The sequence below is a fragment of the Sphingobacterium chungjuense genome (assembly GCF_011316935.1).
Classification (GTDB): domain Bacteria; phylum Bacteroidota; class Bacteroidia; order Sphingobacteriales; family Sphingobacteriaceae; genus Sphingobacterium; species Sphingobacterium chungjuense.
Genome location: NZ_WLYS01000002.1, coordinates 99,579 through 118,072, shown reverse-complemented (window position 1 = coordinate 118,072; position 18,494 = coordinate 99,579). Strand labels below are relative to the sequence as shown.

Below are 18,494 nucleotides of genomic sequence, written 5' to 3'. Positions count from 1 at the left end.
CTAGACCTATTATGAAAACAATATACTTACTAGCATTAACCCTAGCCTTATCTTATCATGCTGCCTTTGCCCAGCAGCTTCGCGGCAGGGTGGTATCGAAAAAAGATGGCCTGCCCATCCGCGGGGCAACAATCCGTCAGTCGGGTTTAGATAATTCAACGCTTAGCGATCTTCGTGGCCGTTTTGTACTGGGGGTACACCCATCTGCCGAAAGGCAATTTGTGATCGAACATCAGGGCTACCGCTCATTTACAACAGCAGTCATGAATGCGTATGTGGACACGTTGACTGTTCGACTAGAGCCTAATGTGCGCTCGGTAGACTCAGTTACAGTGGTCTCCACGGGATATCAGCAGGTACCGCGCGAACGGGCAACTGGTTCTTTTTCATCAGTAGACAGGGAACTTTTTAATCAGCAGGTAGGTCCTGATATCATCTCTCGGCTACCCGCGATTGCAAGTAGCATCACGACCGATAACAGCTTAGCTACACCAAGACTGATGGTTCGAGGGTTATCCACCATTCAAGGACCTCGTGATCCGCTCATTGTGCTGGACAACTTTCCATATGAAGGTGATATAGGCAACATTAATCCTAATATCGTCGAGAGTATCACGATTTTAAAAGATGCCGCTGCGTCCAGCATCTGGGGCGCTAGAGCGGCTAATGGCGTTATCGTAATTACCACAAAAAAAGGTTCGTTCGATAGGCCAATATCTATCGAGTTCAATAGCCATATGACCATTACTGCCAAACCAGATCTATGTTACATCCGCCAAATGTCTAGTGCGGACTATATCGATATGGAAGTAGAGCTTTTTAATCGAGGATTTTACAATAGTAGAATCTCTTCGGCCTCTCGGCCGGTGATCTCACCAGTGGTGGATATGCTGAGCAAACTCCGAGAGGGATCTTTAGATGCCAGTGAGGTAGATGCCGAATTACAGCGGCTACGAGGCATCGATGCACGGGATCAGCTGAATCAGCACATGTATCGAGCTGGAGTAAATCAGCAATACTATTTGGGATTACAAGGAGGATCAGAAAAGTTATCTTGGTCATCGGCAGCCGGATATGATCGTAATCGAGATAACTTAGGGGAAGGGTATAGAAGACTGAATCTGCGCTTTGAAAACACCTATAAGCCGCTAGAGTCACTCTCGATACGTACGGGTATCTATTATACGGAGTCGGGCACACGCTCAGGTAGGCTGGGTTATAACGGTATTTCTATGAACGGCGGCGTGTTTGTTCCATACATGGAGCTTGCTGACGAGGATGGTCAGCCAAAGGCCGTATTTAATACATGGAACAATAGCTATATCAATTCGGTCGGGCAGGGGTTACTGCAAGACTGGAACTACTATCCACTAACTGACTGGCAGCATAATACCAGTTCTAGCCGCTCGTCCAGCATGCTGGCTACCGCCGCGCTTAATTATAAGATACTGCCTGGGCTTAACGCGTCGGTCAATTATCAGTTCGAGCGGCAGTATGATCAAGGAAGTACACTGGCTGATCCACAGAGCTACATGGCGCGTGACTTTGTCAACCGCTATACGCAAATCAATAATCAAGGACAGGCCAGCTATGCAGTGCCTAGAGGTGGCATAAAAGATCTTTCTGGAAGTATGCTCCGCAGCAACAATGTTCGCGGTCAGCTGGCTTATGATCGCAGTATCAGCGATGAACATCATATCAGCGGAATTGTTGGTCTAGAGATGCGCTCAGTTGTCCGCGAGTCCGATCAGCATCGGCTGTATGGATTCAACCCTGATAATATGACCAGCGGTCTGGTGGACTTTACCCGCAGTTACCCTAGTTTTATCTCAGGTAGTAGCTTTATCCCCAACAATCAGTTTGTCTCAGAGACCCAAACACGCTTTTTATCGCAATACGGTAACGCGGCCTATACCTATCGCGGCAAATATACGCTCTCGGGCAGCGTGCGCAGGGATGCCAGTAACCTGTTCGGACTAAACACCAATGATCAATGGAATCCGTTTTGGTCGGTGGGTGGTGCATGGAAAATCTCTGAGGAATCTTTTTTCAGCTCGAATTTAATCGGCTACCTAAATCTTCGAGCTACTTATGGCTTTAGTGGTAATATTGACCCAGCGATGGCGGCGGTAAATACCATTCGCTATTTGCCTGGCAATTCTAATTACACGGGTAGGCCCGTAGCCGTTGCTAATAACTATTACAACCCCTCATTACGCTGGGAGACATCCAACATGATTAATCTAGCTGCTGATCTGCGAATGCTGGATAACAGGATCGTGGCTAGTGTGGAGTACTTTCGTAAAAAAGGGACTGATTTGTTTGGTGCTGCGCCCATAGACTACACGACTGGCATTCCGCCATATACGCTACGTAATGTCGCCAGCATGTCGGGAAATGGGGTAGATGTGGAATTGAAAACGATCAATATAAAAACAAACGCACTAGAATGGTCGAGTATAGTAAACTACAGTTTTTTTAAAGACCAGATCGAGCAGTATCTGATCAACCGTACGCTAGCCAATCAGTATGTCAATCCGAGTAATGTCCCTATATCAGGCGTGGCGGGCAAACCAGTCTATTCGGTATTTGCCTACCCTTGGGCGGGTCTGGATTCACAGACAGGAGCGGCACAAGGGTACTTGGATGGAGAAATCAGCACGGACTATCGTACTATTATCGGCGCAGGAACCACGCTGGAAGAGCTAGAGTTCTTTGGCTCTTCGATACCGACCAGTTTTGGCTCATTTATTAACTCCTTTGGCTATAAAGGCATCAGTTTGCAGATAGGGATATCTTATAAGTTCGGCTACTGGTTTCGCAGAGGATCGATTCACTACACTAATTTATTTAATAGCTGGCGCGGCCATAGTGATTATGAGAATCGCTGGCAGCAGCCTGGTGATGAGCTAAACACCGACATTCCTGCAAATATGTACAGCACAGACTCCCAGCGGGATAACTTTTATGCTGGATCTAGCGCGCTGGTAGAAAAAGGGGATCATATCCGCTTGCAGTACATCAACCTGAACTACCGTTTGCCCCTACAGATTGCTGGCAGGCAGCATCAGGTACAGCTTTATGTGAATGCCAATAATTTGGGGATACTCTGGCGAGCGAATAAGCATGGGATTGATCCAGACTTTAATAACGCAACGGGCACACGTGTAGTGCGTCCAGCAGGCTACACCATAGGAATGCGCGCAAACTTTTAAAAATCAATTTAGCGATGGAATTACAAAGCAGAAAATATAAAAACTGGCGAGACAGACTTTTAGCCATACCATCAAAACAAACCCTGTATTTGGGAGTCCTGATGGCCATAGGTATGATCCAATTATCAAGCTGCAATAGCTTTCTAGAACAAAAGGCAGATCAGCGTTTATCTGTTCCCGCCACGGTAGGTGACTTTCAAGCGATGCTAGACAATTTTGGAAATATCAACAATGACTACGCCGCCGCAGGAGAAGTGAGTGCAGCGGATTTCTATCTCAGTGATGCCGACGTGCGGGGATTAGGATATGAAAGTGATCGCAGACTGTACACTTGGCAACCGGACTTTGTGGCTCGTCCGCAAAGTTCGGGTGGTGATGAGTGGTACAACTGCTATTATGCAGTTAACATTTGCAATCTGGTTCTTCAGGGTATGGATGGGCAAAACCTGACGGGAGTGCAAGCCGATCAGATTCGTGGACATGCACTATTTATGCGGGCAAGCCGCTTTTTGGATGCTGCGCAAACTTGGTGTGTTGCTTATAATACCCATACATCCCAGCAGGATCTGGGCATCGTACTAAAACTTGATCCAGATCCCAATATACCTTCGGTACGTGCTACGCTAGAACAAACCTACCAGCAGATCATTAGCGATTTTCAGCTTGCCATCGCCCTCTTGCCTGAGCGTCAACCAGGAAAGACAGCACCGACCAGAACAGTCGCGCTCGCGATGCTTGCTAGAACATATTTATATATGGGAGACTATGGCCAGTCACTACAGAGCCTGAACGAAATAGATCTTTCAAGCTTGAGCCTTATAGATTTCAACACGCTCAGCGAGACGCCACTGTATCCGATTCCAGTCACGCGCAATAGTAGCGAAGAGTTGCTGCTATGGAGCAATACGCTTTATGGCGGGCCCCTGAGTACAAGTATAGCCAAAATAGTCCCCGAGTTATATGATATGTATACAGCGCATGACCTGCGCAAGCGTATCTATTATCGGGCAAACCCAGATGGTACCTATTTTTTTCGGGGCGGTCATACTGCGGCGATGAGTGTAACCAATGGGATAAGTTCGGCAGAAATATTACTGATGATAGCAGAATGCAAGGCGCAACTGGGAGACCTTGATGGCGCAGCCGATGCGCTGAATCAGCTTTTGGTGACTCGCTACCTAGTATCCAATTTCACAGATTACACATTCACGGATAAAGATACCGCTATGGTGACCATTAGAGATGAGCGGCGTAAAGAGCTGGTGATGCGCGCGCTCAGATGGGCAGATATAAAAAGGTACAATCGGGATGGGGTAAGTATCACGCTGGAAAGGGTTTCTGGTGGTCAGCGTTACCAGCTACCGCCAAATGATCCGCGCTACGCAATTGCTATTCCAGAGGAAGTGATTGCGCTATCGAATATTCAGCAGAACCCACGATAAGAAGATGCAAGTATGTTATTCATTAAAAAGGAGAATGTTATTAAATACTATCTCAGTAATAAAGCAGAAATGAAAGGCTGGAAATCTGAGCACATCATACTGATGGAGCGGTTACTTCTGCAACAGCTTGATGTAGCAAATGAACACTTTGTTGTTAGAGCGAGTGTATTATTTGCCAGTATTGGTGAAGCGCTCAACAGCAATGGAGATCTTTTGGCTGTGATAAGGGCTATTGGTAAAGTCGAACTTGAGGGTAGGTATGATGCCAAAATCTAAAAAGTAAGAATATGTTAGCGTTTATGATAACCCATGATTTATGAGGATTACGATTGTAGAAGTATAATGAAGGGACCTGTGTTTAGCGCAGCATCTAGTAGCTTGAACTAATGGGATTCTCAAATGAAGACAGCTGATAGAAAGAATGGGCTTCCTACTAGTGGATATTAAATTAGGCGGTCAACAACATTTTGTTGACCGCCATTTCTATAACTCAACAAGGCTTATGGGCGCTTCGAATTTGGATTCAGTTGCAATACTGCTTGGTTACTCATTCCACTAAGGAAAGTTTCCAGTTCATCCAGATCATTTGCTTCCACGCTTATTTCACATGGCTTTTCTCCCCTGTCACCACAAGCATCAGTAGCGGGGCCTGGTTCCCAGTTTTCAATGTCCGAAAACTGACCTTCATCGTTACTATCTCCGGTAAAGTGGTAAGTACTAACAGCCTTGTTTGCTGGAGTCTTAGCCTTATTCATCACTGCTGTAAAAGCAAAGGTTCCGATTGCAATTAGCGCTAATATTAATGTGAAGAATGATGTCTTCAATGCGAATGTATTTTTCATATTATTAAAATTTTGAATGTTTGTTAATTGCTTACTTAAGTGTAAGCATAAATATCTCTGATCTTAAAAAGGCCTACTGTTCGGATGTGTACAGTAGACCTATATCGTGAATACCGCGAATTTTCTTTTGTAATATATTTTGAATGTATTCATAGTCGCTGTTTTTAAGGGTTATCTAAGTTCTCAATAAGCTCAATTGCTATTGCCTTACATGTCAAAATTACACGCAAGCAATCGCAATTTTTTGGGAAAACGTCGCAAAAAATTGGGAAAGCATCGCAAATAATTGCGATCCATTATATTGAATTACTCAGCTGAGTGTCGAGTATAATTATAGAAGCAGGATATATGCAGTATTCTATGCTTGGAGGATATTATCTGCTTATTGAGCAGTTTGATGATAGCTTGATCTAAAAATGTTAAGGGTAGTTGTACCAGCGCGGATTTGAGCTTTTTTTGCTTGGATTAAAACACATAGATATACATTTAATCCAAACGGCGAAAAGATGAAAGAATTATATTTTGGTTACCGATTACGGTAATAAGTTTGGTGAGGGTCTTAGATGTTCCCAAACATTCTTTTGTAGTGAAGAGTAAGTAACTGCGTGTCTTCTTGATATTTCAGATCATCTTCAACATCTATTCCTCTATCAACGAACGTATATGCGAAAACACTATAATGCGAAGAGTCAGCACGGAGTGCAAAAACATATAATCCCTTTTCCTCTGGAGCGTACTTCAATTCTTTTTTGACCGTAGAATCCAATTCTTCGGCTGGAATAGAGACATCAAGCAGCATCCAGTCATAATTTAGTTTGATCATCTTCATAAGCAAATATTAGAAAAAAATATTTATCTGTGATGCATTTTTGATCTCACCCTCAAGACGAGGTACAGATCTATCTAGAGGACAAATTCGATATTAAATATGATAAACTGACAGCAATTTTTGTACATTGCTTGCAAAACTACTTCACCAAATGACTATTGATCTTGATAGGTTTTTAAAAGCCCAAAACCACGTTTATTTGAATGCATTGCAGGAGATTCAAAACGGTAAAAAGAAATCGCATTGGATGTGGTATGTTTTTCCGCAAATTGTAGGTTTAGGCCATAGTGATACTTCTAAATTCTACGCCATTCAAAATTTACAAGAAGCATCCGCATTTTTAAAACACCCTGTACTCGGCGAAAATTTAAAAGCGGTTTCGAATGCTCTTATTGATTTGTCAGATCTTTCAGCATACGATATATTTGGCAGTCCAGATGATTTAAAGCTAAATTCCTGTATGACCTTGTTCTCTCAAGTTACCTCTGATAGTGATATCTTCGGACAAGTTCTCGATAAATATTTTGCTGGCAAATTAGATCAGAAGACTATAGATATACTTCATAATATAGATAAGTCAAACTCAGCAGATATTAAGGCTTAACTTCTGTACTGAGATGCCTGAAGTAGAACTTCCTAAAATGACAAGGTGGGGTTTAAATTATTAGAAGAATCTTTTTGATGTTTTATCCAACTCTAGCGCTTGGTGACTATCATTATAAATTAAATAATTTGATAGTTATTCGCTATAGACTAGCGCTTTAACTTTATTCGCTTTTTGATCAAATCGATCTTCTTATATACTCAGCGCTCATATCTAGATAATCAGCTAGCTCTTTTCTTGAAATTAAATTTATAATCATCGCGTAGTTTTCCATGAAGTATTCTACTCTTTTGTTTTTGGGGAGTTTTAAAAGTCGGTATCTAAATGCAAGATCATGAGAATGAACTTCTTTTATTTTCTCAAATAGTATGAGCGCTTCGGGAGATTTCTTAATTATGGAGTAAAGCTTTTTCCTTTTTATCTGATAGACCCTTGAAGAGGTTAAAGATTTAAAATAATTCATATGGGTGGATAATGGAACTAATATAAGCTCACCAGATCCGACGTATCTCTCAGGCTTTCCCTCGCAATACTTAGCCAGGTATCCACTACTAACAAAAAATACATCACCGAGGCTATTTGATAGATGTTCACCTTCAAAAAGCGAGACAGTATTTATATACTTCCAAAAGTTTGGAACCACGTCTAAATAATTTTTATCAAATTTTGTTAGGAAAGAATGTAAGTCTGCTTTCATTTCTTACCCTTTTCTATGAATAAATACTGATTAAAAAAATTTAAATATTGCGGTTAAGATACTTAAAGGGAATTATTATCACGAAACATTGGCTGTAACGCCATTTGCCTAGAGTGAAATGGCATTTGCAATGCTAATTTCGGCCTTATAATATCTTAAGACCATTAAAAGGCTTAATAGTACCCATTCCTTGATGCACATAATTGAATACACCAAATTGCGAACAGATCGATCAATTAGTCTTCAAGGCCTGAAGCCGTTTTTCCGATGCGAGATCGGTAATTGGTTTTATTAAAGCAGGAGGGGTACGTCATGGTTTTACAACAAATTGTAAGCCTGTATGAAATCTTCTCAGAAGCTCCATTATCTCTAGAAGATATTTTGGTTGCAGCAGAAGAGGACTCACCAGGGAGGAAGTGCTTAATAGCTTTTCCTTTCTGATTTTAAACATTAGGCAGCGTTCAATGACGCTGTCTAATGTTTATCTCCCAACTACTTAAAATAAAGATTGATATGTCAAAATCGAGAAGCAAAGATGCGTATCGTAGCCATCTCGACGATAGAGATTCGTTAGAGTTTGCACTTTTCTCAGCAAATATTCAGCACATTCTAAATGTGTCTAGTTTGAGCAGAATAACAGGTATCTACGAGCGTACCAAAACCTTCCAAAAAATTCAAGCAAATTGGAATCCTAACAATGTGTTAGATAAATTATCTATCCAACTTTATAACTCCCTTAGTAAACCAACCTTTATAGCAACCTTCCATTTTGGATTTTACAGATCACTAGTACTCAAAATAGTGAACGATGGTTACAAGGTCTGTATACCTGTTGCAAAACAGATATTAGATTCACAAAGAATTTATTATAAGGCCATTTTGGGCGTAACGAGAGCGAAAAATATTGTTCTTTTGGATGCGGAAGATCCTTATCTATTTTTCAAGGTAGCCAAATATTCAAAATTAGGTTATCATACGTTGTGTTATCTAGATGGAGGTTCAGGAGTTAAAACTAAATACCTAAAATCCAGTAAATCCTTACTTCGAGTACCATTAGCACATGGTTTTATCTTTAGCAAAGCAGCGTTTCTGAAGTTTGCATATATGGCGAACTTACCTGTGGTACTTTGCATCCATTCGGCTGAGTCGTGTGATCGCGAAGGAGACAATGTTGTGGCCAATTATTACCCTGTTCTATCAAATGAATCATCTGATGCCTATTCTAGGCGAGTATTAACTGAAATGTACTTGAAATTATCGGATTTTTTAATTAAAAATCCAGAAATGTGGGAATGTTGGTTTTATTTACATCAATCTTGCCTTCCGGAATCCAGCATGTCGAACTGGACAGTGGAAAATCGTTATACTTCATTTGTTTTGAAGGGGAGCTATTTTATTTTAGATAAAAAAAACTACCAATCAATTGGTGTGTCGAAAGAAAAATTCGAAAAATTATGTAATAGAAAGATTTAGAAGTTATAAATTAGCGATTTTCCCAAGGTAGTGAATAAACACCCCCTTTATTCCTGCCACTAACTTAATCTCTCATGGTTAAAAATAATATGAAAACTAGGCGCAGTGTGTATCGTCATAGCATCTTTTGGTTATTCTACCTGTTATACTTTTATAGTGTAAATTTATTGGGCAATAAGGATATGTCCTTCACACTAGCGCTTTTCAGTATTCCTTACTTTGCATTAATATTCTATGTCATATCAGGCATTTTGAGATACTTTTTCCGGAAAAGGAAATTCGTTACTAGTTTCATTCTTACAATCTTATTCTATTCAATATCATCATGTTTCATTTATTTCGTGATGTATGGCAATCAATATACTGGATTACTATATGGAGCTTATGTGGTATCTGATTACCCATTTAGTATCAGAGAGTTTTTACAGACGTTATTAATTATGCACGGTCATTTTACAATTTTAGCCATACTTTATAATGAATATGATCGAAGAATCTGCGAAGTAAAAAATAAGCTGGAGCAGATGAGACAAAGAATTTCTGCGCAACAACAAAGGGACAAGTTTGAATATATCACTTTAGCCGAGCAAGTTTCGGCACATACGATGGTGAATGTATTTCAATATTTGAAAATGCATTTTGTCCATGACAGTCCAACACTATCACATCAGATTAATAAATTGTATGAGGTCATGATGTATTATATGCAATCCCACGACGCCAATGGTCCACAATCTATACTTTGTAGCGTGGAATTAGACAAAGTGCAATCATATGTTGATATACAAAGATCGCTAACATCAGTACCAATAGAGATAGTGTGGGAGATAATAGGAAACTTAAATAGTAATACAATTCCACCTACCACACTAATGACATTAGTAGAAAATGCGATGAAGCACGGAGTGACGGACGATCCTAAATCGTCAATAAAGGTCGTCTTTAGTGTACTATGTGATCAGATAATGATTTCCGTTGAAAATAAGATTAGAAATAACGTAAGTCCAATCAGCCATAAGGTTGGTCTTAATTCATTAAAAAGGCGCTTAGAATATGTTTACAACGATGGATTTCAAATGAGGGTATACAATTGTAATTCTTGGTTCGAAGTAAAAATCACGATAGAAATTTAAATATATCTATGAGAAAATACCACACCGTTATTATCGATGATCAGCAAGCTAGTATCGACCATTTGATAGACATTGCAAAGCATATTGATTACGTAGAAATTATAGGAACTTTTCAGGATCCCTACAGAGCACAATCATTTCTTAGGCGTAACAGCGTTGATTTTATAATTCTTGATGTAGAGTTAGGAAACCTTAATGGTTTTGAATTTCTTAGTACACTACCTAACCCGAGAATTCCTACAATACTGTATACGGCATATTCAAAGTATGAAGATCGTGCATATGATTTAACCTTTATAGATGTGCTGTTGAAACCTGTAAGTCCTAGTAGGTTCAAAGGGGCCCTGCGACGGGTAAACAATGAATTAAAAGATAGTATAGTTGTCGATAACTCACTAGAGGAGCTTTGTGATTATATTCAGGTAAGAGGGCCAGCTAAATTTGAAAGACAGTTGGTCTGGTATAAAAATGTCTTATACATAGAAAGTATAGATAAGAGGGTCATAATTCACCAAATCGGATATCCTAAGCCTTTGATCACCAATATTTCCTTACGTCGTATCGCCGATATGCTTCCTAGAATTTGGTTTCTGCAATGTCACAAAAGCTATATCTTTAATATCAATTTCTTCCGAAAGTACCATAATAAGTCAGTTCATCTTACGGTAAACAAAATACAATTACCATCAGGAGATAGGAAGATATTCAAGAGGTTTGATCAGTTCTTAGAAGATGAGAACAAACTTTGCTAAGGTAGTTGCGCCAGATTAGAAAAGCTTTTCGTTCTTTACTCGAAATATGCTTTCTTGTCAAAATGGGTTTTGATTAGGAAATTGAAATTTGCATTTTTTTTTATGCGAAGGACGTGTTGCCTGAGGTTATTAAACATCCATCTAACAGGTATTAATATGATCAACATAATCTGTGAAGAGCTTTATTTGAAAATGATGAAAGAACTTGGTGAAATAAATGCTAGTTTGAGAGAAGCTGTTAATGATCTTACGATGTCCCTGACCTGCATCAATAATACCATGAAGAGCCTAAAATCTGATTTTAGATCTTTAGAAAAAATAGATGAAAAAACAGAAATTCATTTTTTCAAGTTTCAAAAACCTCGATTTCTTGCGTGGCAGATATTTATTGTGGAACTAAATCAGGTAATTTCCTCTACCCCAAAGGGAACCGATAGCATGTTGGTGGATTACTATAAGCACGAAATAGAGATCATAAATAGATTTTTTAGACAACACGCATTTTACCATCAATATTACCTTATGAACGAATCTGCAATGGATGCAGATCTTTTTCTTATTCGTAATAGATCATTATTCCCGCCTGGACGAGAGATTGTAGAAAGTGATGATGAGTTCTCTACCGAGTTGGATTACTTATTTGCCGCATTCAGAGCTAGCGACATGCTACTTGATTTTCTAGTCAAACGAGTTAAGCTATTGAAAATTAACTCAGATCAGATTTTACTTCAGCAAGTTCTGGCTAAGAAAAAGCGTTCATGGTCAGGCACTAAAATGGAACTGGTAGAGTTTGCTTATGGTATATATTTTACGCGAAGAGTAAACGGCGGCAAAGCAGATATTTCGGATATAATAACGTGGTTAGAGGACAGCTTTAGTGAAGATTTGGCACAGGCGTACCGTATGTTCGTGGACATCAGTAGGCGTAAGACCATTAGTCATACAAACTATCTCGACGAGATGCGCGGCGCCATCCAAGGACATATTACAAATTCTTTAAAATACAAGCCTCAAAAAAGACGTTCAAAAAATTGAATGGCTGCTAGAAGACACCTTTTATCCGAAGAAAAAAACTTTATCAATATACACATCTTGTGAAAGATTTTCCTGCAAGGTATTCCTAACAGGATCGTAAAATCTATATGACGCTAGCGATACGCTATTTATCTGCGAGCTCATAAACAATCAACCGCTTCCAACTCAAAGAATCCCCTTACAAAAAGGTAAAAAATCCGACCAAAAAAAATCGATACCAATGCTTCCATATTGGGAAAGTTCCGTCTGCCCACTCGCCAATTTTGACCCCAGTAAGGACACGTTCTTTGACATTGGGGGAAGAAGCATTTCCGGTAAAGAACCGGAAATTATTGTGCAGTCGGGCAGTATTATCGCCGCATACGTGTATGCTGGGAGTACAGCTTCGATGAACCATAGGCAGCCGGTTTCGGCGAGTATTTAGATACCCACGTGTGTATTCCCGATTGAAACATGTAGAGCGATCCGCTCCGTAGCGATACGTTATTGATTTTACAGCAAAATGAAAGAAATTCATTGACCGAGAAATATCATATATGGAGGGGGCAGCGTAAACAGCCCCCTCTTATTTTACAAACGGCCATTCAGCAACCAGTACCATAAAATTATGCCAACACGGACAAACAACCTTTCGAGCAAGGAACTGGCGATACTGTTAAAAAATGCAGCGCAAGAGGGGGTTGATAATGCCATTAAAAAAGAACAACCTATCCCCAATAAACTGACTAAAGCCACGGCTTACCGCCTTTACGGCCGAAGCAATGTTGACAGATGGTTACGGTATGGGCTGATCTCCACACATACAGATGACAGCGCCCAGACTTTCCTTGACAGGTCGGAACTTGAAACCGTTTCGGGTTCAAGCAACCGAATTACCTACCTGCCCGTAAAGGACAGATAGACCTACTAGCCGACAAGAGCGGATCATTACAGGCTCGTTACCTGTTGTCGGCTCCAACGGAGTAACTAAAACCTCCCAATATCTGTAAACCATCAAACCCCAAGAAGCTATGCACATACTATTGACACCGCTGCAATTGCAGACACTGCTTTCCTATGCAGCAGAAATGGGCGCAAAACTGGCACTTTCCAAGACCGGACACATTAGGCCGTACCTCAAAAAATCAGAAGCGTTCCGTCGCTATGGACGAAAAAATGTAGAGCATTGGATCGGTCTCGGTCTGATCACACCGCGCAAGGACGGCAATCACTCCGCAGCATGGCGCATCGACCGTATGGAGATCGAAGCCGTGAGCAAATCCCGCCAGGCCATGCGCTACCTGTAAAAACCTATCCACCACATCAAAAACATTTTTCTCATGACATCTCACATAGGCAACACACCGCACGATGAGCCGTTGACCATCGCCGCCCTGCTCAAAGCATTGGGGCATGAACCCATATCGACGGGTGGCGATGAATTTCAGTACGCAAGCGTACTGGGGAACCGAACCAATAACAAAATAGTCCTAACGGTCAATAACCGATTGAACACTTGGTTTGACAGCTCACTTGGTCTACTCGGCAAAGGTGGCAACCTCATGGACTTTGCCCGTACCTATTGGCCCGATCTATCCGCCGAACAGATCGAGGAAAAACTTCGGGGCACACAACGCCAAATAGCTAAAAAAGATAGACCCCTACGCAAGCGCAAAGCGACCAAGATACCCCATTATCAGATCGAACGTACCGGCCCATTGGGGTATAATAAAGAGATCACCGATTTTCTGATGGAAAGCGGCCTTTGGAAACTCGCCGATCTGAACATCCAAGAAGTCCATTATTATGTAACCGACCAAAAGGGCAACCGCAAAGACTTCTGTGCCGCCGGTTGGCAGAACGAAAACGGAGGTTGGGAAGTACGCGCCCAAAATTATACGGGCTGTACCGGCCCAAGAGGAATGACCTTTATTTCGGCAAGTGAAACCGCGCTTGCCATATTCCCCGAATATGTGGACTATCTGAAAAGGCGGAGCGACAAATATCTGCACTATGCATCGGTACTGATATTGAACCATCCCGATTTTATATCCGCATCGCTGAAACGTGCGCACCATTTTCAAAGAGTGCTGCTGTACACCGATGAGACAGGAGGCGATTACCAATTGCTTGCCGAAATGTTCAAGGACAAACTGCCGCACACAGAAGTAATACCCCTTTGATAATCCAAATCCCTACTTATGTCAAAATATGTAAACATGGACGATCTCCGAGAAATCCCAATTTCGGACTTTCTGGCCCGGCTTGGCCACCATCCGGTACGCAAGTCGGGCAAGGAACTCTTTTACCACAGTATGCTACGGGAAACCAAGAAAGACACCCCATCGCTGACCGTTTGGGATGAGGGTGGAAAATGGGTCGACCGAGGTGGGCCGAACTCAACGGGCATACAGGGCGGTAGTATCGTCCAGCTCGGCCTTGCCTATTGGCCCCAGCACTCCTTTGTCGAGGTACTAAACAAGATAAAGGAAACCTGCGATATGCAGGTCCCTATGATTCCGGCCAACAAACCTGTCAAACCACCAACGGAACAGGAGCAGAAAAGATACACCTTTGAACTTGTGCGAACACAGCCAATCGGCAGAAACTTTGTCCTGACCAAATACCTTCAAGAACGTGGGATATTGGACGTTGCACATGGACACCTGCACGAAATCTATTACAGAAACCGTCTTGACAACGAAAATAAAAGTATTTTCTATGCCATTGGCTGGAAGAACGATCAGGACAATTGGGAGTTTACCAATGCCAAAGGTTTTAAGAGCAGTATCGGCAAGAAAGTTATATCCGTGATCCCCGGCAATCCAGACCATGCCGTTCTCTTTGAGGGTTATATGGACTATCTAAGTTGGCTTAAAATGAACCGCCCAGATCCTGCACCGACCTCCATCGTCCTAAATTCCATTGTCCAATTAAAGAATGCTATCGAGCGAGTGAAAGGCATACCTATCGTGGACGTGTATTTCGACAACGACGATCCCGGCCGAAACTGTACCCAAAGACTGATCGAAGCCGTACCACAGGCCAAAGACCGTTCGGGTGTTTATAGGGCGTACAAGGATTATAATGATATGCTAAGGGCAGTCCTAAACGAACAGGAATTACAGCACCAACGGGCAGGCCCCAGACGTTGACTTTCGGAGGGGGCGAAATCAGTTATTCTGATATATGGATAACCATATATACATATATATGGATATACCGATAGCTATCTATATCGCTATCCCGATATTTCGATAGACAGCTATGCAGATAGCGGTACATACAGATATTCATATATCCCGATATATACATATCCAAATAGGTAGCCATACGGATATATGTATAGATACATATCAATCTATACATATAGGCACATATCCACATATATAGCTATCCACATAGTTACCCATACAGATAAACAGCTATCCGAACAGACATACATACTGATAGCTGTATGTATGGATATATGACCGATCGAATCGTGGGTTATGAATCGGACATACCCGGATCTATGTGCTAAAAATGCGCTCAAACCCACTTTTTTGCACTTTGCGGTATAACCACCCTTTTTTGTTTCGTGTTGTGCAAGTTGTGTTTTTGTACGTACAGCGCTCGTACCTCGGCCGTACCCACAAAAACCAACTTGCCCGGAAGCCACCCAATCCCTGCGGGAATGGGCAGCATCCGGGTAGGAAAAAGGTCGCAACTCCCTTTTTCTCCTGCGAAGCGCACCATATCCGCCGCCGTGACGGCGAACTATCTATGAACCCTTAAAACCATTACCATGCTAAGACACGGTAGCCTGTTTTCAGGAATCGGCGGCTTTGATATAGCCTCTTCCTGGATGGGGTGGCAAAACGTTTTCTCGTGCGAGAAAGACCCATTCTGTCGCAACATTCTTAAACATTATTGGCCAAATACAACACATTATGAAAACATCTACAATTTCAATGCAACTGAGTTTCGGGGAAATATCGACATCATCAGCGGAGGATTTCCCTGCCAACCGTTCAGTCAAGCCGGACGGCGAAGGGGCACGAAAGATGACCGATACCTCTTCCCAGAGACTATCCGAATTATTAAACAAGTACGACCGGAGTGGATTGTTCTTGAAAATGTTGCTGGACTGTTCACCATTTTGGAGCAGGAGAGTCTTTCTGAAATGGAAGTCCAAGCGATTGAGCTTTTTTGTACAGACAACGATCAAAAAGCAAGCCCAACAATTATCCGTCTGCAACGAAGAGTTATTGGACAAATTATTTCTGAAATTGGATCAGCAGGATATGTACTTCCGGCACTTGAAGACGGCACGCCAGTCATTCTGTGTATTCCAGCTGCTGCCGTCAATGCACCACACCGAAGGGACAGGGTGTGGTTTGTTGCCCACGCCAAACACGATTCAGATCGGGCGGATTACAATCAATCCGCAGACCCTGCAGACTGTGGAGCAGACGATGAAAGACGGGACGCCAAGACAGCGTTCGATCAAGGATGCACTTATTATCATGGCAGCAGAGAACGGACTGATACCTGCGATTACTACAAAAGGCAGCAAGACTGCAACTGCAAGGATGATATCTACACAGGTAGACGATGGAAGTATTCACAATGTAACACTCAAAAGATTGATAGCTTTGCTACCTCCGCTAACGGAATCTGGTGTAATGAAACTGAAAAACCACCAGCAGATCAATACGGATACAATGAAATTCCTAAATGGGATGACTGGCCAACTGAATCCCCGGTTTTTGGCAGAAATGATGGGCTTCCCGAAAGACTGGACAGAATTACCTTTCCTGCGTGGCGAACCGACAGCATAAAAGCTTACGGCAATGCCATCGTCCCGCAGGTCGCCCTTGAAATCTTTCGAGCCATACAGTCTGTTTCCCTGAATCACAAGGCATCATGAAAAACAGGAAACGAAGCAACAAACCCGCAACATGCGAACAGCGTACCAGACGCTTTGAACTCCGATTAAGCGAAGCGGAACGGGCGCAGTTTCTCGAACTTGAAAAAGCACTTGGCCTAAGCCGTGCGGACATCGTGCGTATCCGTGTGCTCCAACACTCCAAAAAGATGCTGGTCAATACCACCGAGATCATGAAACTGTTGGACGGTATCGGCACACAGATCGGGCGGTCTGGCAACAATATCAACCAACTGGCCAAACACGCCAATACCCTCAGGCAACAGGGAATGTTGCACTCCGTTATTATGCGTGACCTTGCCCCGTTGCTTACCGAATATATCAGCTTGCAACGGAAGCTGGAACAGTCCGTTCGACGGCTCATCAGACTTATGAGGGGGCAGACATGATCGTCAAGATATTGAAACCGTCCGCCACGTTCAAAGGCGTTCGTTATAACACGAACAAAGTGGACAAGGACAAGGGCGAACTCATGAAAGTGGCAAATTTCGGTGCCTTGCAGGCCCTGCAAAATCTCCGCCCAAAGGATTACGTCAATTATCTGGAAGCCCAATCCGCAGTCAGTAAACGGACGAAATACCCACAGCTCCACGCCGTCATTTCCTGCAAAGGACGTTCCCATAGCAAGCAAGAACTTACAGCCATCGCCGAACAATGGCTGAAAGGAATGGGCTACGGGCAGCAACCCTACCTCATGGTGTTTCATAAAGATACCGCAAACAACCATATCCATATCGTTTCCACACGGGTAGACCGAGACGGCAAGAAAATAAACGACAGCTTCGAGAAAATCCGTGCTTACGAGGTATTGAACCGTATAGTCGGCGTGGACGAAAAACAGGAGATCGACAAGAATATCGAAAAAGCATTAAGCTATGGTTTCTCCACACGCGCCCAATTTATGATGCTCCTTGAAGCATGGGGATATTCACTTAAACTCTCCGATGGGGTGTATCAGATCAGCCGTTACGGCAAAAGACAAGGCACGGTCTCTTTGGAACAAGTGGATGCCAAAATCAGCACTTTCGACAAAGATATTGATCGTTTGGCACAGCTCCGAGCGGTCTTTGCCAAGTACCGTTGCCAATACGATCCGGCGGTCGTTTATGTTCCGGCCCCACTTCCCGGTAACAGGCCGTCCGCACCATCCGATTATACGTCGGCAATGGCGCAGATGTTATCGGCGAAATTCGGCGTGCAGATCATATTCCACGGCAAGGACGGAAAACCGCCATACGGTTATACCGTCATTGACCATTCGAGGAAAATGGTCTACAAGGGCAAAGACCTTATGCCGTTGGCAGAATTTATCGCACCATGGCAGGACATATCCGAAATACCGGACAAAGCGGACAGAACAGAACCAACCGAAAAAGAACGGAAACCGCTACAACAAGAAACCGCCACCTATACCGATCATTTACAGGGAACATCGGAGCAATGGATGCCAAATATCCAGATCGACATTGCCGACGACATCGACGACGAGGCAATCCACGGGCGCAACAGGAGGCGTAAGCGCAAGGCACGGACGAATACCCGTTGACGACACTCTTTAATCAA

Annotated in this window: 17 protein-coding genes and 1 pseudogene; 15 read left to right on the top strand and 3 right to left on the bottom strand. The window is 42.6% G+C overall.

The features are described from left to right. Positions 1 to 11: 11 nt before the first annotated feature. From GKO22_RS05305 to GKO22_RS05295, 3 genes are read left to right on the top strand one after another with little or no spacing between them, the layout of a single operon-like run. Entirely contained in the window at positions 12 to 3,215 is a 3,204-nt protein-coding gene (locus GKO22_RS05305; RefSeq protein WP_166333056.1) for a SusC/RagA family TonB-linked outer membrane protein, read from the top strand. A 14-nt stretch (positions 3,216 to 3,229) separates the two neighbouring features. Next, positions 3,230 to 4,657, top strand: coding sequence for a RagB/SusD family nutrient uptake outer membrane protein (locus GKO22_RS05300; protein ID WP_166333055.1), 1,428 nt, complete (start codon positions 3,230 to 3,232; stop codon positions 4,655 to 4,657). A gap of 12 nt (positions 4,658 to 4,669) precedes the next feature. After that, complete coding sequence (locus tag GKO22_RS05295) at positions 4,670 to 4,933, top strand: hypothetical protein (RefSeq protein WP_166333054.1); 264 nt, start codon at positions 4,670 to 4,672, stop codon at positions 4,931 to 4,933. Between the two features lie 224 nt (positions 4,934 to 5,157). Here GKO22_RS05295 and GKO22_RS05290 read toward each other — a convergent pair whose 3' ends face one another. After that, positions 5,158 to 5,499 carry a hypothetical protein gene (locus tag GKO22_RS05290; protein ID WP_166333053.1) on the bottom strand — a complete coding sequence of 114 codons (342 nt, stop codon included), beginning with the start codon at positions 5,497 to 5,499 and terminating at the stop codon, positions 5,158 to 5,160. Positions 5,500 to 6,058: 559 nt separating this feature from the next. Continuing rightward, complete coding sequence (locus GKO22_RS05285) at positions 6,059 to 6,328, bottom strand: hypothetical protein (RefSeq protein ID WP_166333052.1); 270 nt, start codon at positions 6,326 to 6,328, stop codon at positions 6,059 to 6,061. Positions 6,329 to 6,479: 151 nt separating this feature from the next. Between GKO22_RS05285 and GKO22_RS05280 the strand changes: the two genes are divergently transcribed. Beyond that, positions 6,480 to 6,932, top strand: coding sequence for a DUF1810 domain-containing protein (locus GKO22_RS05280; protein WP_166333051.1), 453 nt, complete (start codon positions 6,480 to 6,482; stop codon positions 6,930 to 6,932). Positions 6,933 to 7,110: 178 nt separating this feature from the next. Here the strand turns inward: GKO22_RS05280 and GKO22_RS05275 are convergent, their stop codons facing one another. After that, complete coding sequence (locus GKO22_RS05275) at positions 7,111 to 7,629, bottom strand: Crp/Fnr family transcriptional regulator (RefSeq protein WP_166333050.1); 519 nt, start codon at positions 7,627 to 7,629, stop codon at positions 7,111 to 7,113. Positions 7,630 to 8,142: 513 nt separating this feature from the next. Here GKO22_RS05275 and GKO22_RS05270 point away from each other — a divergent pair. The 11 genes and pseudogenes from GKO22_RS05270 to GKO22_RS05225 all read left to right on the top strand — a co-directional run bounded on the left by GKO22_RS05270 (position 8,143) and on the right by GKO22_RS05225 (position 18,477). Further along, on the top strand, positions 8,143 to 9,102 hold the full coding sequence (locus GKO22_RS05270; protein WP_166333049.1) for a hypothetical protein: 960 nt from the start codon (positions 8,143 to 8,145) through the stop codon (positions 9,100 to 9,102). Between the two features lie 341 nt (positions 9,103 to 9,443). Then, on the top strand, positions 9,444 to 10,235 hold the full coding sequence (locus tag GKO22_RS05265) for a LytS family sensor histidine kinase (RefSeq protein WP_166333048.1): 792 nt from the start codon (positions 9,444 to 9,446) through the stop codon (positions 10,233 to 10,235). 8 nt (positions 10,236 to 10,243) lie between these two features. Next, positions 10,244 to 10,987 (top strand): LytR/AlgR family response regulator transcription factor, encoded by a 744-nt coding sequence (locus GKO22_RS05260; RefSeq protein WP_166333047.1) that lies wholly within the window; start codon positions 10,244 to 10,246, stop codon positions 10,985 to 10,987. A gap of 156 nt (positions 10,988 to 11,143) precedes the next feature. Next, on the top strand, positions 11,144 to 12,022 hold the full coding sequence (locus tag GKO22_RS05255) for an RteC domain-containing protein (RefSeq protein WP_166333046.1): 879 nt from the start codon (positions 11,144 to 11,146) through the stop codon (positions 12,020 to 12,022). A gap of 1,010 nt (positions 12,023 to 13,032) precedes the next feature. After that, the gene (locus GKO22_RS05250; protein ID WP_166333045.1) at positions 13,033 to 13,308 is read left to right on the top strand and encodes a hypothetical protein; all 276 of its coding nucleotides are present in this window, start codon (positions 13,033 to 13,035) and stop codon (positions 13,306 to 13,308) included. A gap of 33 nt (positions 13,309 to 13,341) precedes the next feature. Further along, the gene (locus tag GKO22_RS05245) at positions 13,342 to 14,184 is read left to right on the top strand and encodes a hypothetical protein (RefSeq protein ID WP_166333044.1); all 843 of its coding nucleotides are present in this window, start codon (positions 13,342 to 13,344) and stop codon (positions 14,182 to 14,184) included. A gap of 318 nt (positions 14,185 to 14,502) precedes the next feature. Then, the gene (locus GKO22_RS05240) at positions 14,503 to 15,156 is read left to right on the top strand and encodes a toprim domain-containing protein (RefSeq protein ID WP_166333043.1); all 654 of its coding nucleotides are present in this window, start codon (positions 14,503 to 14,505) and stop codon (positions 15,154 to 15,156) included. A 632-nt stretch (positions 15,157 to 15,788) separates the two neighbouring features. Continuing rightward, positions 15,789 to 16,097: pseudogene (locus GKO22_RS16860) on the top strand (DNA cytosine methyltransferase); the annotation flags it as partial. Next, positions 16,048 to 16,824, top strand: coding sequence for a hypothetical protein (locus GKO22_RS05235; protein ID WP_394352157.1), 777 nt, complete (start codon positions 16,048 to 16,050; stop codon positions 16,822 to 16,824). The pseudogene GKO22_RS16860 and the gene GKO22_RS05235, both read left to right, overlap by 50 nt. An 85-nt stretch (positions 16,825 to 16,909) precedes the next feature. Further along, the gene (gene mobC, locus GKO22_RS05230; RefSeq protein WP_166333041.1) at positions 16,910 to 17,320 is read left to right on the top strand and encodes a plasmid mobilization relaxosome protein MobC; all 411 of its coding nucleotides are present in this window, start codon (positions 16,910 to 16,912) and stop codon (positions 17,318 to 17,320) included. Then, on the top strand, positions 17,317 to 18,477 hold the full coding sequence (locus GKO22_RS05225; RefSeq protein WP_166333040.1) for a relaxase/mobilization nuclease domain-containing protein: 1,161 nt from the start codon (positions 17,317 to 17,319) through the stop codon (positions 18,475 to 18,477). The genes mobC and GKO22_RS05225 overlap by 4 nt, the downstream gene beginning before the upstream one ends. Positions 18,478 to 18,494 lie beyond the last annotated feature (17 nt).